This window comes from Streptomyces clavuligerus (assembly GCF_005519465.1).
Lineage (GTDB): Bacteria > Actinomycetota > Actinomycetes > Streptomycetales > Streptomycetaceae > Streptomyces > Streptomyces clavuligerus.
In genome coordinates this window covers 4,490,890-4,504,210 of record NZ_CP027858.1, presented here as the reverse complement: position 1 = coordinate 4,504,210, position 13,321 = coordinate 4,490,890, and the positions used below count along the sequence as shown (strand labels likewise).

General features: G+C 72.8%; 11 protein-coding genes. 4 read left to right on the top strand and 7 right to left on the bottom strand.

The features are described 5' to 3' along the window. Positions 1–285 precede the first annotated feature (285 nt). On the top strand, positions 286–498 hold the full coding sequence (locus tag CRV15_RS18950; protein ID WP_003960546.1) for a MerR family transcriptional regulator: 213 nt from the start codon (positions 286–288) through the stop codon (positions 496–498). Positions 499–682: 184 nt separating this feature from the next. Further along, entirely contained in the window at positions 683–1,006 is a 324-nt protein-coding gene (locus CRV15_RS18945; RefSeq protein ID WP_003960547.1) for a heavy-metal-associated domain-containing protein, read from the top strand. An 865-nt stretch (positions 1,007–1,871) separates the two neighbouring features. Here the strand turns inward: CRV15_RS18945 and CRV15_RS18940 are convergent. The 7 genes from CRV15_RS18940 to CRV15_RS18910 form a co-directional block, all read right to left on the bottom strand. Beyond that, complete coding sequence (locus CRV15_RS18940; protein ID WP_003955716.1) at positions 1,872–3,161, bottom strand: citrate synthase; 1,290 nt, start codon at positions 3,159–3,161, stop codon at positions 1,872–1,874. 227 nt (positions 3,162–3,388) lie between these two features. Further along, positions 3,389–5,596 carry an SF1B family DNA helicase RecD2 gene (gene recD2, locus CRV15_RS18935; RefSeq protein ID WP_003960549.1) on the bottom strand — a complete coding sequence of 736 codons (2,208 nt, stop codon included), beginning with the start codon at positions 5,594–5,596 and terminating at the stop codon, positions 3,389–3,391. Between the two features lie 94 nt (positions 5,597–5,690). Then, complete coding sequence (locus CRV15_RS18930; RefSeq protein ID WP_003955714.1) at positions 5,691–6,488, bottom strand: hypothetical protein; 798 nt, start codon at positions 6,486–6,488, stop codon at positions 5,691–5,693. Continuing rightward, positions 6,485–7,042: a SigE family RNA polymerase sigma factor gene (locus CRV15_RS18925; protein WP_003955713.1), complete on the bottom strand. Its 558-nt coding sequence runs from the start codon at positions 7,040–7,042 to the stop codon at positions 6,485–6,487. The genes CRV15_RS18930 and CRV15_RS18925 overlap by 4 nt, the downstream gene beginning before the upstream one ends. A gap of 170 nt (positions 7,043–7,212) precedes the next feature. After that, entirely contained in the window at positions 7,213–8,079 is an 867-nt protein-coding gene (locus CRV15_RS18920; protein ID WP_003955712.1) for a sugar phosphate isomerase/epimerase family protein, read from the bottom strand. Next, a complete protein-coding gene (locus tag CRV15_RS18915; RefSeq protein WP_003960550.1) occupies positions 8,076–9,296 on the bottom strand; it encodes a dihydrodipicolinate synthase family protein in 1,221 nt (406 codons plus the stop codon). Before CRV15_RS18915 ends, CRV15_RS18920 begins: the two co-directional genes overlap by 4 nt. Continuing rightward, the gene (locus CRV15_RS18910) at positions 9,293–10,453 is read right to left on the bottom strand and encodes a Gfo/Idh/MocA family protein (RefSeq protein ID WP_003960551.1); all 1,161 of its coding nucleotides are present in this window, start codon (positions 10,451–10,453) and stop codon (positions 9,293–9,295) included. Before CRV15_RS18910 ends, CRV15_RS18915 begins: the two co-directional genes overlap by 4 nt. Positions 10,454–10,962: 509 nt before the next feature. On the opposite strand from CRV15_RS18910, the gene CRV15_RS18905 reads away from it, so the two are divergent. Both CRV15_RS18905 and CRV15_RS18900 read left to right on the top strand, forming a co-directional pair. After that, positions 10,963–12,102: a LacI family DNA-binding transcriptional regulator gene (locus CRV15_RS18905; protein ID WP_003960552.1), complete on the top strand. Its 1,140-nt coding sequence runs from the start codon at positions 10,963–10,965 to the stop codon at positions 12,100–12,102. Between the two features lie 120 nt (positions 12,103–12,222). Then, a complete protein-coding gene (locus CRV15_RS18900) occupies positions 12,223–13,101 on the top strand; it encodes a sugar phosphate isomerase/epimerase family protein (protein ID WP_003960553.1) in 879 nt (292 codons plus the stop codon). Positions 13,102–13,321: the final 220 nt, after the last annotated feature.

Genomic DNA, 13,321 nt, shown 5'->3' with positions numbered 1-13,321 from the left:
GGGCCGTCCGGCGGGGGCGCCGCGCGCGGCCACGGCGGCACTGCGGGCCACCGCACGCGGGGCCCGTGGACAACAGCCGCCGTCCGGGTGAATTGTCGCCCGCTCATCACACGTGTCTCCGTTGCGCGGACCTTCCGTCACGAACGGTCGACATCCTTGCTCTCCCTCTCCACGCGGGGCCCTTCCGGGGCGCAGGCTCAGTGATCGATCGCCAGCGTTCGCGCGACAGGCCGATCGACGGTCCCCCGGCCGCCGCTGCCGCGCGTACAGGGAGGTGTCACACCGATGACGGAACGCGCGCTCTGGTCGTACAAGGACATCGCCACCCACATCCGGGTGCAGCCCGACACCGTCCGCACCTACCGCAAGCACGGTCTGCTCCCCCCGCCCGACGTGGTGGAGGGCGGCAGGCCGTTCTGGTACGTGGAGACCATTCATGTCTGGGTGGCCGGGCGGCCCGGATACCGGCGCGGCGCGAACCGGGGCGGCAGGGGCTGAACGTCCGCCGTGCGCACGGCTCCGCGCCCCGCCCGGGGCGCGGAGCCGCCCCCGGGACTCGCCATACCCCCTAGGGGTATTGTAGGGTGAGGGCCACAGGGAGGCGGGAGAGAGACCCGGCAGCCCCTGAACCGCCCATCCGTGCGCGCCATCCGCGCGCCGGACGTCCCGCGAGGAGAACGACATGACCGCGAAGACCGAGAACGAGATCGAGATCACCGCGACCGGCTCCGCCTCCGGCTGCTGCGGCGGCGGCTCCTGCGGCACGGGCGCGGCACCCGCGCAGACGGCCGGTGTCACCACCGTCTACCAGGTCTCCGGGATGACGTGCGGCCACTGCGAGGGGGCCGTCTCGGCCGAGGTCTCGGCCATCGCCGGGGTCTCCTCGGTGACCGCCGAAGCCGCGACCGGCAGGGTCACGGTCGTCTCCGAGGCGCCGCTGGACGAGGAGGCCGTGCGCGCCGCCGTGGACGAGGCCGGATACGAGCTGGTGGGCCCGGCCGCCTGAGCACCGGCGGCACCGCCGTCGGCGCCGGCAGCGCCGACACCTCGGACCTTCGGGGCCGTACCGATCAGCCGCACGACGGCCCGGTACGGCCCCGCTCCGCTTCCGGACACCGGCACCCCGGCCCGCCCCGGACCCCGCGCAGGTCACCCGGGCGTCCCGCGCCGGGTCGACAGGGCGTCGGCCGAGGCCACCGGAGCCCCTTGGAGAAATCTTTTCCGGCCACCCGCCGGGGCCACCGCACCAGAGGGCCCATCGGCGCCGAATGGCATCTGAGCAGGTCAAACCCATGATCCTAAAATCGGCCGACTCCGATTCGCCCGGTTTGCCCAGCGGCCGACACAGAGCCGTGACGCTTCGGTCGACTACATGTGACGCACAAGACCTTCACAAAGAGACCTAGATCACAGATATTTGGGGGTAACCATCGAGGCTCTTCATGAGTCTATGTGGGCGATGCCGAGAACGTCTTGGGGGACGTTCATGGGATGTCTTGGGGGACGTCCCAGGCAAGCGTTGGCCGGGGCACGTACCCGGGGAGCTATGAGCGGCCCTCCCGTGTGTGCGTACCCCGGCAGACCGCGCGGACACTCCGCGCCCCGAAACACCCGGCCGGGTCCCGTGGGGGGAATCCGCTCCGGGGATATGGGAAGCGCCCCGTTCGCCGACCCGTGGGGGGATCGGCAACGGGGCGCTTTCGTCTCTCCCGGGGCCGTACGGCCCCGCAGGGCCCCGGGCGGACACATCCCGGCCGCGGGGGCCGGACGGGGCCGTCCGGCCGGCACAGAGCCGTTCAGAGCGCCGCCCGCGCCGTGACCCCGAAGGGCGACGGCGCGGGCGGGCGGGGAACAGCGGGGGACGGCAGGCGTCAGCGGGCCTCGACCGGGACGAAGTCGCGCTCGACGACACCGGTGTAGATCTGGCGCGGACGGCCGATGCGGGAACCCGGCTCCTTGATCATCTCGTGCCACTGGGCGATCCAGCCGGGCAGCCGGCCGAGCGCGAAGAGCACGGTGAACATCTCGGTCGGGAAGCCCATGGCCCGGTAGATCAGACCGGTGTAGAAGTCCACGTTGGGGTAGAGCTTGCGCTCGACGAAGTAGTCGTCGGAGAGCGCGTGCTCCTCCAGCTTCAGGGCGATGTCCAGCAGCTCGTCGGACTTGCCGAGGGCCGAGAGGACATCGTGCGCCGCCGCCTTGATGATCTTCGCCCGGGGGTCGAAGTTCTTGTAGACGCGGTGCCCGAAGCCCATCAGGCGGACGCCGTCCTCCTTGTTCTTCACCTTGCGGATGAAGGTGTCGACATCGCCGCCACCGGCCTGGATGCCCTCCAGCATCTCCAGCACCGACTGGTTGGCGCCGCCGTGCAGCGGACCCCACAGGGCGGAGATGCCCGCGGAGATCGACGCGAACATATTGGCCTGCGAGGAGCCGACCAGCCGGACGGTGGAGGTCGAGCAGTTCTGCTCGTGGTCCGCGTGCAGGATGAGCAGCTTGTCCAGCGCCGCCACGACGACCGGGTCGAGGTCGTACTCCTGCGCCGGGACGGAGAACGTCATCCGCAGGAAGTTCTCCACGTAACCCAGGTCGTTGCGCGGATAGACGAAGGGGTGGCCGATCGACTTCTTGTAGGCGTACGCCGCGATCGTCGGCAGCTTGGCCAGCAGCCGGATCGTCGAGAGGTGGCGCTGCTTCTCGTCGAACGGGTTGTGGCTGTCCTGGTAGAACGTCGACAGCGCGCTGACCACCGAGGAGAGCATCGCCATCGGGTGGGCGTCGCGCGGGAAGCCGTCGAAGAACCGCTTGACGTCCTCGTGCAGCAGCGTGTGCTGGGTGATCTCGCCCTTGAAGGCGGCCAGCTCGTCCACGGTCGGAAGCTCGCCGTTGATGAGGAGGTAGGCCACCTCAAGGAAGGTGGAGCGCTCCGCCAGCTGCTCGATCGGGTAGCCCCGGTAGCGCAGGATGCCCCGCTCGCCGTCGAGATAGGTGATCGCGGATTTATAGGCGGCCGTGTTGCCGTAGCCGCTGTCCAGGGTCACCAGACCGGTCTGGGCTCGGAGCTTCCCGATGTCGAAGCCCTTGTCACCGACGGTGCTCTCGACCACCGGGTAGGTGTATTCACCGTCCGCGTACCGCAGTACTACAGAGTTGTCGCTCACGTCATCCCTCACCGACGTAGTGCCTCTTCTTCGAGGTGCCCTGACTGTCTCTACCATCCCCCATTTGGCCCAGCAGAGTGCACTCGGGGTCGACCGTTGGGCCTGTTGGCGGCACTCAGTGCCGTCAGCCTGCTCATCCTGCCCCGTTCGCCCTGATTCTGGAAGTCGGGGTGGCATTTCCCACCCCGGCACCGGGGGGCTTCCCCCGCCCGGCGCAGCCCCCGCCCTCAACGCCCCGCAAGCCGGTGATCGAGCGCGGTGAACCGTCTTCCTGCGGAAACGGTGCGCACGGCCTGCCCGATCGCCTTGCGTGAGCCGACCAGCACCACCAGCTTTCTGGCCCGGGTGACCGCCGTGTACAGCAGATTGCGCTGGAGCATCATCCAGGCACCTGTGGTGACCGGGATCACCACGGCGGGGTATTCGCTGCCCTGGGAGCGGTGGATGGTCACGGCGTAGGCATGGGCCAGCTCGTCCAGTTCGTCGAAGTCGTACGGCACCTCCTCGTCCTCGTCGGTCCGCACCGTCAGCCGCTGTTCCTCCAGGTGGAGGGCGGTGACCACGCCGACCGTGCCGTTGAAGACGCCATTGGCGCCCTTCTCGTAGTTGTTGCGGATCTGGGTGACCTTGTCGCCGACCCGGAAAATCCGGCCGCCGAAACGCTTCTCGGCCAGGTCCGGACGTGCGGGGGTAATGGCCTGCTGGAGCAGGCCATTGAGGACGCCCGCGCCCGCCGGACCCCGGTGCATGGGGGCCAGGACCTGGATGTCCCGTCGGGGGTCGAGACCGAATTTGGCCGGGATGCGATGGGCAGCCACTTCCACGGTGAGCCGTCCGGCGTCCTCCGTCTCCTCCTCGGCGAAGAGGAAGAAGTCCTTCAGCCCGGTGGTGAGGGGCGGCGCGCCGGAGTTGATGCGATGGGCGTTGGTCACCACGCCCGACTCCTGGGCCTGCCGGAAGATACGGGTGAGGCGCACCCTCGGAACCGGACCCTCCGCCGCCAGCAGGTCCCGCAGCACCTCCCCCGCGCCCACGCTCGGCAACTGGTCCACATCCCCGACGAGCAGCAGATGCGCCCCGGGGGCCACCGCCTTCACCAGCTTGTTGGCGAGCAGCAGATCGAGCATCGACGCCTCGTCGACGACGACGAGATCCGCGTCCAGCGGCCGGTCCCGGTCGTAGGCGGCGTCCCCGCCGGGCTTCAGCTCCAGCAGCCGGTGGACGGTGGACGCCTCCGCGCCGGTCAGCTCCGACAGCCGTTTCGCGGCCCGTCCGGTGGGCGCGGCGAGCACCACCTTGGCCTTCTTGGCGCGGGCCAGCTCGACCACGGAGCGGACGGTGAAGGACTTGCCGCAGCCGGGCCCGCCTGTCAGCACCGCCACCCTGCTGGTCAGCGCGAGCCGTACCGCCTGCTCCTGCTCGGGGGCCAGCTCGGCCCCCGTCCGCCGGGCGAGCCACTGAAGGGCCTTGCTCCAGTCCACGTCCTGGAAGGCGGGCATCCGGTCGCCGTCGGCGTGCAGCAGCCGCAGCACCTGGGCCGAGAGCGACAGCTCGGCACGGTGGAAGGGCACCAGATACACCGCCGTCACCGGCTCGCCGCCGTCCGGCGCCGGAACGGTCTCGCGGACGACCCCCTCCGCGTCCGCCGCCAGCTCCGCCAGGCAGTCGATGACCAGACCGGTGTCCACCTGAAGCAGTTTCACGGCGTCCGCGATCAGCCGCTCCTCGGGCAGGAAGCAGTGCCCCTGGTCGGTGGATTGCGACAGCGCGTACTGGAGCCCTGCCTTGACCCGCTCCGGGCTGTCGTGCGGAATCCCCACGGCCTGGGCGATCCGGTCGGCGGTGAGGAAGCCGATGCCCCAGACGTCCGCCGCCAGCCGGTAGGGCTGATTGCGGACCACCGAGATCGAGGCGTCCTCGTACTTCTTGTAGATGCGCACGGCGATCGAGGTGGAGACCCCGACCCCCTGGAGGAAGACCATGACCTCCTTGATGGCCTTCTGCTCCTCCCAGGCGGCGCCGATCAGCCGGGTCCGCTTGGGGCCGAGCCCGGGGACCTCGATCAGCCGCTTCGGCTCGCGCTCGATGACATCGAGCGTGTCCACACCGAAGTGGTCGACGATCCGCTCGGCGATCCTGGGCCCGATGCCCTTGATCAGGCCCGAGCCCAGATAGCGGCGTATGCCCTGGACGGTGGCGGGGAGGACCGTCGTGTAGTTCTCCACCGTGAACTGCTTGCCGTACTGCGTATGGGAGCCCCAGCGGCCCTCCATCCGCAGCGACTCCCCCACCTGGGCGCCGAGCAGCGACCCCACCACCGTGAGGAGATCGCCGGAGCCGCGGCCGGTGTCGACCCGGGCCACCGTCCAGCCGTTCTCCTCATTGGCGTAGGTGATGCGCTCCAGAACGCCTTCGAGCACTGCCAGATTGGACATGCCCCCGACGCTACCTCCGCCCTCGGACACCCGGCGGAGCCTGTGGAAAACTCCGGGCCGCGGGCCCCTCCCGCCGGGGCACGCGGACCCGCCCTCAGGCCCCGACCCCGGCGAGGGCACTCCCGTCGGGCCCGTACGCCACGGCCTTCACCCGCTGGCCGGAGCCCGGCTTCGGAGTCGAGTGGATGAATGTGTAGAAAGTACCCCAACCAGGGTAAGTGCCACGCAAACGGATAACGTTTGCCCGGTACTCCACCTTCCGGTACTCCACCACCACCCTCGTCGGCATGCGCTGGAGCCGGAACGTCCCGACGACGAGGCCCCCACCCCCGCCGGTGCGGAACACCTCGACGTCCAGACCTTCCGGGCCGACGCACCTGCCGCACCGGTAGCGGGCCCCGACCGGCCCGGTGACGAGGACATTCGGCTCCCGGTCCGCCCCCAGGACGGCGTGGAAGTCCGGTTCGATGACGACCCGTTCACCGGGCGCCACCTCGGTCGTCCCGTTCGCCACGGTCAGCGTGTCCGGCCTCGCCCCTGAGCGCGGTTTGGCGGCGTTGTCAGCGTTTCCGGACGAGGCCGGCCTCAAGTGGTGCAGGGCGCCCGTGCCCCAGAGCCCCAGCACCAGACAGAGCGCCAGGGTCACCGCCGCGTACGTCCGCCGCCGGACGGTCCGCGCGTACCGGGCCAGGCCCCCCATCCGCACCACCTGGTTCACGGGCGCCAGGGCGGTCGGCGGTTCGCCCGCCTCCCTCAGCAGGGCCGCCCGTACGGCGTTCTCCAGGCCCGTCAGATCGCCGGGCGCCGCCGTGAGCCGACACCGGCTCACCGGGGTGCCGTTGACGTGCCCGCCCCCGGCGCCACGGCCGGGAGCGGGTCGTCCTTCGCTCATGAGCGGGCCTCCTCGGCCTTCGGGCCGACCCCCGTGCGGTCCGCGCCGGGAGTACCCGCCCACTCCTGAAGCACCCCCGGCTGTTCCCGCAGCCGGTACAGGGCGCGCGCGGCGTGGCTGCGCACCGTACCGACGTGGGTGCCGAGGATATGGGCCACCTCCGATTCGCTGCGGTCCTCCAGATACCGCAGGACGATCACCGCCCGCTGACGGGCGGGCAGTCGGCGCAGGGCCTGGGCGACGGCCCCCGCCTCCGCGATGCCGTCCACGCGGTCCGGGGCCACGGTCTCCGGGAAGCAGGGCGTGAGCCATTCCCGGACCCGCTTCAACCGGGCCCGGTCCGCGTTCGTGTTGAGCAGAATGCGCCACACATAGGCGTCGGGTTCGTCGGCGCGCCGCACCCGTTCCCATTTCACATAGGTCTTGACCAGCGCCGATTGCACCAGGTCCTCCGCGTCGTGATGATTGCCCGTCAACAGGCGGGCGGTCCGTAACATCCGTGGCCACCGGCTCACCACGAAGGCCCGGAACTCGATCTCCGCGCTCGTCTTCACTCTGTCCGGTCCTCCGTGTCGGGGGCCGCTGTCCTCCGCACGGGCCGCGCGCCGCGTGCGGATGCGCCCGCCCCGTGGACCCGTACACCCTTCAGACGGCGTACGGGCCCTGCGGCTATGTCATCCCGCGCGAGATTTCCGCGGTCTGGCCGAAAATCACTGGTGGACGGTCAGAGCACCTGCTCCCGGAAGCGGGTGGCCGTCTCCGCCAGGAGCGACGCCCCGTCCCCGGCCCACAGGTCCTCGTTGAACAGCTCGACCTCGATCGGTCCGGTGTATCCGGCGGCGTCCATCAGCTCCCGCCAGTGGCGCAGCGGGATCGAGCCGTCGCCGAGCTGGCCGCGTCCGGTGAGGACCCCTTCGGGCAGCGGGGTGATCCAGTCGGCCAGTTGGAAGGCGGCGAGCCGGCCGTCGGCTCCGGCGCGGGCGAGGGCCGCGGGGGCCGTGTCGTCCCACCAGAGGTGGTAGGTGTCGACGACGACGCCCACATGCCCGGGCGGGAAGCGTCCGGCCAGCTCCAGGGCCTGGCCCAGGGTGGAGACCACCGAGCGGTCGGCGGCGTACATCGGGTGCAGCGGCTCGATCGCGAGCCGTACCGCGCGCTCGGCGGCGTAGGGGGCGAGCACGGTCAGGGCGTCGGCGATCCGCTCCCGGGCCCCGGTGAGGTCGCGGCTGCCCGGGGGCAGCCCGCCGCAGACCAGGACGAGGACGCCGGTGCCGAGCCCGGCCGCCTCGTCGATCGCCGCGCGGTTGTCGTCGAGGGCGCCCCGCCGGGCGTCCGGCTCCCGGGCGGTGAGGAAGCCGCCCCGGCACAGGCTGGTGACGGTGATCCCGGCGCCCCGGAGCAGCCGGGCGGTGGCCTCGACGCCGTGGGCGCGGACGGGTTCGCGCCAGAGTCCGACACCGGGGACACCGAGCCGCAGACACTCCTCGACAAGGGCGGGCAGCGGCAGTTGGCGGACGGTCATCTGATTGATGCTGAAGCGTTCCAGACCGCGCGCGGGGACCACCGGCGGCACCGGTGCGGCGGGGGTCACGCGCCGACCCCGTACACGGCGAGCAGGGAGCGCATCCGGGCCTCCGCGAGCGCCGGGTCGGGGAAGAGCCCCAGACCGTCGGCGAGTTCGTAGGCGCGGGCGAGGTGGGGCAGGGAGCGGGCGGACTGGAGGCCGCCGACCATCGCGAAGTGCGACTGGTGCCCGGCGAGCCAGGCCAGCAGCACCACACCGGTCTTGTAGTGGCGGGTCGGGGGGCCGAAGAGATGCCGCGCGAGCGGCACGGTCGGATCGAGCCGGGCCCGGAAGGCCGGGGTGTCGCCCCGGTCCAGGGCCCGTACGGCGTCGGCGGCGAGCGGACCCAGTGGGTCGAAGATCCCCAGCAGGGCATGGCTGAAATCGCTCTGATTGCCCGCGATCAGCTCGGGGTAGTGGAAGTCGTCCCCCGTGTAGCAGCGCACCCCGGCGGGGAGCCGCCGCCGCAGCTCCGTCTCGCGGCCCGCGTCGAGCAGGGAGATCTTGACCCCGTCGACCCGGTCCGGGTGGGCGGCGATCAGCTCCAGCAGGGTCCCGGTGGCCCGGTCCAGGTCGGGGCTGCCCCAGTAGCCGTGGAGCGCGGGGTCGAACATCGGGCCGAGCCAGTGCAGGATCACCGGTCCCGACGACTGCCGCAGCAGTTCGCCGTAGACGTCGAGATAGTCCTCCGGGCCCCGGGCGGCGGCGGCCAGCGCGCGGGACGCCATCAGGACCGGCCGCGCCCCCGCCTCCTCGACCAGCGCGAGCTGTTCGGTGTACGCGCGGCGCACGGCGGCGAGCGGCGCGGGGCCGCGGTCCCGGACGGCGGCGGGCGCGGGGCCGTGCCCGGCGGGCGGCACGCGGTCGTGGGCGGCGGCGGGCGCGGGGAGCTGATCGGTGCCGACCCCGCAGACCAGGGCCCCGCCCTCGGCCCTCGCCTCGGCGGCCGTCCGCCGGATCAGCTCCGCCGCCGTGGGCCAGTCGAGCCCCATGCCGCGCTGGGCGGTGTCCATGGCCTCCGCGACCCCGAGCCCGTACGACCACAGATGGCGGCGGAAGGCGAGGGTGGCGTCCCAGTCCACGGCGGGCGGTCCCGAGGGGTCCGCCCGGGGGTCGGCGACCACATGGGCCGCCGCGAGGACGGTACGGGAGCGGGGCGGCGGCCCCGGGGCGCACACCAGGGGGTCGGCGCGCGGGGTGTGGGCGCGCAGGCTCCCGTCCGCGCCGGGCAGCCGGAGGGTCACAGCGTCAGCTCCGGCACCTCGATACGGCGGCCCTCGGCGGAGGACCGCAGGCCCAGTTCGGCGAGGTGCACTCCGCGCGCGCCCGCCAGCAGGTCCCAGTGGTAGGGCTCGCCGAGGGCCACATGGCGCAGGAACAGCTCCCACTGCGCCTTGAAGCCGTTGTCGAAGTCCTCGTTGTCGGGGACCTCCTGCCACTGTTCGCGGAAGGGCTCCGTGGCGGGGAGGTCCGGGTTCCAGACCGGTTTGGGGGTCGCGGCGCGGTGCTGGGCCCGGCAGTGCCGCAGTCCGGCAACGGCGGAGCCATGGGTTCCGTCGACCTGGAACTCCACCAGCTCGTCGCGCATCACCCGGACCGCCCAGGAGGAGTTGATCTGCGCGACAGCCCCGCCCGGGAGCTGGAAGACGGCGTAGACGGCGTCGTCCGCCGTGGCGTCGTAGGGCTCGCCGCGCTCGTCCCAGCGGCGCGGGAGGTGGGTGGCGGTCTGCGCGTAGACGCTGGTGACCCCGCCGAACAACTCGCGCAGGAGATAGTCCCAGTGGGGGAGCATGTCGGCGGTGATGCCGCCGCCGTCGGCGGACCGGTAGTTCCAGGAGGGGCGCTGGGCGCTCTGCCAGTCCCCCTCGAAGACCCAGTAGCCGAACTCGCCCCGGACGGAGAGGATGCGGCCGAAGAACCCCCCGTCGATCAGGCGCTTCAACTTGCGCAGCCCCGGCAGGAAGATCTTGTCCTGGACCACTCCGTGCCGTACTCCTGCGGCCTCGGCGAGGCGGGCCAGCTCCAGGGCCTCCGCGAGGGAGGAGGCCGTCGGCTTCTCGACGTAGATGTGTTTCCCGGCGGCGACGGCCCGGCGGACGGCGGCGGCACGGGCGCTGGTCACCTGGGCGTCGAAGTAGACCTCCACGCCGTCCTCGCCCTCGGCGGCGAGCAGGGCGCCGAGGTCGGTGGTCCAGTGGTCGAGGCCATGGCGCCCGGCGATGGCGCTCAGCGCCTCGGGGCGGCGGCCGACGAGGACCGGTTCCGGCCAGAGGACATCGCCGCCGCCGAGGTCGAGACCGCCCTGTTCGCGGAGGGCCAGCAGGGAGCGTACGAGGTGCTGGCGGTAGCCCATGCGGCCGGTGACGCCGTTCATGGCGATCCGCACGGTTCTGCGTGTCATGACGTGCCTTTCTGGGCGTCGGCTCCCGGGTGCGGCCCGGGCCCGGACACGGGTGGGACGTGCGGCGCGCCGCCGCCGGACGGACGCGCACCGCCGCCGGACGGGACGCGCACCGCCGTCGGCCGGACGCGCGGCGGCCGCGGGACGCGGTGCGGGCGGCGGATACGGCGGGCGCGGCGATCCGGAGCGGTACGGCGGGACGCGGCGCTGTACGGCTGGATGCGGCGGGATATGGCGGGAGAGGGACGGTACGGCGGGATACGGCAGGTCGTGGTGCGGCGCGCCGCGAGGGGTCGGGGGCGTGCGGCGCGGGCGCTCGGGGACGCGGGGCACCGTGGGCACGGGGCGCCGGGCCGGGGTCGCTCGCGTCGGCGGTCGTGAGGACGGTGTCGTCGTGATGCGGTGTTACCGGGACAACGTCGCAGCAAGCGCTTTCTACGAGGTATGAACGCTAGCCTGCCGACAACGGCGCGGACAAGAGCCCCGGCCCATCTCCCCCGGAGGAAGCCATGACAGTCACCCTGGCGGATGTCGCGGCCCGCGCGCGGGTGTCCCCGGCGACCGTGTCCCGGGTGCTGAACGGGAACTACCCCGTCGCCGCCTCGACCCGGGAGCGGGTGCTCAGGGCGGTGGACGAGCTGGACTATGTCCTGAACGGCCCGGCCAGCGCGCTCGCCGCCGCCACCTCCGACCTGGTGGGCATCCTGGTCAACGACATCGCGGACCCCTTCTTCGGGATCATGGCCGGGGCCGCGCAGACGGAGATCGGCGGCGGGGACGGCCCACGGACGGCCGCCGGTGCGCCGGGGAGCGCCGATCCGGTCCGCGGGCAGGGCGGGCGCTCGGGGCGCGCCGGGGGCGAGAAGCTGGCCGTCGTCTGCAACACCGGGGGATCGCCGGAGCGCGAACTGACCTACCTCACCCTGCTCCAGCGGCAGCGGGCGGCGGCGGTGCTCATCACCGGGGGCGCGCTGGAGGACCCGGAGCACATCGCGGCGATGACCGCGAAGCTGGCCCGGCTCGCGCAGGCGGGCACCAGGGTGGTGCTGTGCGGCCGTCCGCCGCTGCCCGACGGGCTCCCGGCGGCGGAGAACGATCCGATACTCGCGGCGCTCACCTTCGACAACCGGGGCGGCGCCCGGCGGCTGACCGATCATCTGCTCGCTCTCGGCCACCGCCGGATCGGCTATGTCGCGGGGCCCACCGGGCGCACGACCACCCGGCACCGGCTCGAAGGCCACCGCCGGGCCCTCGCGGCGGCGGGGATCGCGTCCGGCCAGGACCGGCTCACCGTCCACGGCCCCTACACCCGTGCCTCCGGCTACGCGGCGACGCTGGAGCTGCTGCGGCGGGAGCCCCTGCTGACCGCCGTGGTGGCCGCGAACGACACGGTGGCCCTGGGGGTGTGCGCGGCGCTGCGGGAGCAGGGGCTGCGGATTCCGGACGATGTCTCCGTGGCCGGTTTCGACGATCTTCCGTTCGCCCTGGACGTGGGTCCGGCGCTGACCACGGTACGGCTGCCGCTGGTCGAGGCGGGGGCGCGGGCGGGCCGGATCGCCCTGGGCCGGGAGCCCGCGCCGGACGGGGGCATCGCCACCATGGGGGCCACCGTGCTGCCCCGGGCCTCCACGGCGCCGCCGCGCGGCTGAGCCGCCGCCCCGGCCGGGGGCCGTCGGTCCCCGGCCCGCTGTTTTCCGCCATGGACCGCGGCATCCGCCGACGGACGGACAGCGGCGCATGGGAACCGGCGACGCGGGAAGGTGCGGTGCATGAGGTTCGCGTTCTCCACCCTCGGGGTACCGGGCATGCCGATGGCCGACGTGGCCGCGCTCGCCGCCGACAGCGGTTATCAGGGCGTGGAGCTGAGAGCCGCCCCGGACGAGCCGGTGCACCCGGGGCTCAGCGGTCCGGAACGCCGTTCCGTGGCACGGGAGTTCGAACGGGCCGGGGTGAAGATCCTCGCCGTCTGCGGCTACACGGCGGTCGCGGCGGAGGGCGACGACGCCCGGGTGCTCCAGGAGATCGGGGAGCTGATCCGGCTGGCACGGGACCTGGGGGCGGCCGGTGTCCGGCTCTTCCCCGGCGGAACCGCCGACGCGCCCGTCGGCCCTCCCCTCGACGGAACGCCCGGCGACGTGTCCACGGACGGCACGACCGGCGGGGCGGCCGGGGACGGGACCGGGAGGCCGGGCGGCGGCCCCGACGCGATCGCCGCCCGCAGGCTCGGCCGGGCGGCCGGGGCCGCCGTCGGCGCGGGCGTCCGGCTGCTACTCGAAACCCATGACTCGCACCCGACGGGCGCCGCCGTCTCCCGTGTCCTGGGCCCGGTCGGCCACCAGGGCGCCGGGGCCGTCTGGGATGTGCTCCACCCCTGGCTGGGCGGCGAGGAACCGGCCGCGACCCATGCCGCGCTCGCGCCCTTCCTCGGCCATGTCCAGGTCAAGGATGTCGCGGGCCGGGACGACCTCGCCCCGCTCCCCCTCGGCGCGGGGGCGCTGCCGCTGGCGGAGTGTCTGGCGCGGCTCGCCCCCGGCACCTGGCTGAGCTGGGAGTACGAGAAACGCTGGCATCCGGGCGCCGAGGAGCTGCCCGGTCTGCTCGTACCGGGCCGCGTCCATCTGGAGGAACTGCTCGCGAGGAGGGACTGAGCGGCCCGTCAGAGATCCCTTCGAAGATCCCTCCAGAGATGCCTTCAGAGATCACTCCAGGGATGCCTTCAGAGACCCCTTCAGGGCTGCCTCCACCGCCGCCTCCAGGACTGCCCCGGGGCGCCCACGGGCGGGACCGGGGCACGGTCCGGCGCTGTCCCTGCCGTCCGTCCCCGTGGCGTGATCTCGTCCCCCTGCCACCGTCCCGGAACGCCGTCCC

Bases quoted from the DNA above. Each gene is read 5' to 3' on its own strand.
- CRV15_RS18950 (WP_003960546.1), top strand. From the start codon at position 286: ATGACGGAACGCGCGCTCTGGTCGTACAAGGACATCGCCACCCACATC.
- CRV15_RS18945 (WP_003960547.1), top strand. From the start codon at position 683: ATGACCGCGAAGACCGAGAACGAGATCGAGATCACCGCGACCGGCTCC.
- recD2 (WP_003960549.1), bottom strand. From the start codon at position 5,596: ATGTCCAATCTGGCAGTGCTCGAAGGCGTTCTGGAGCGCATCACCTAC.
- CRV15_RS18930 (WP_003955714.1), bottom strand. From the start codon at position 6,488: ATGAGCGAAGGACGACCCGCTCCCGGCCGTGGCGCCGGGGGCGGGCAC.
- CRV15_RS18910 (WP_003960551.1), bottom strand. From the start codon at position 10,453: ATGACACGCAGAACCGTGCGGATCGCCATGAACGGCGTCACCGGCCGC.
- CRV15_RS18905 (WP_003960552.1), top strand. From the start codon at position 10,963: ATGACAGTCACCCTGGCGGATGTCGCGGCCCGCGCGCGGGTGTCCCCG.
- CRV15_RS18900 (WP_003960553.1), top strand. From the start codon at position 12,223: ATGAGGTTCGCGTTCTCCACCCTCGGGGTACCGGGCATGCCGATGGCC.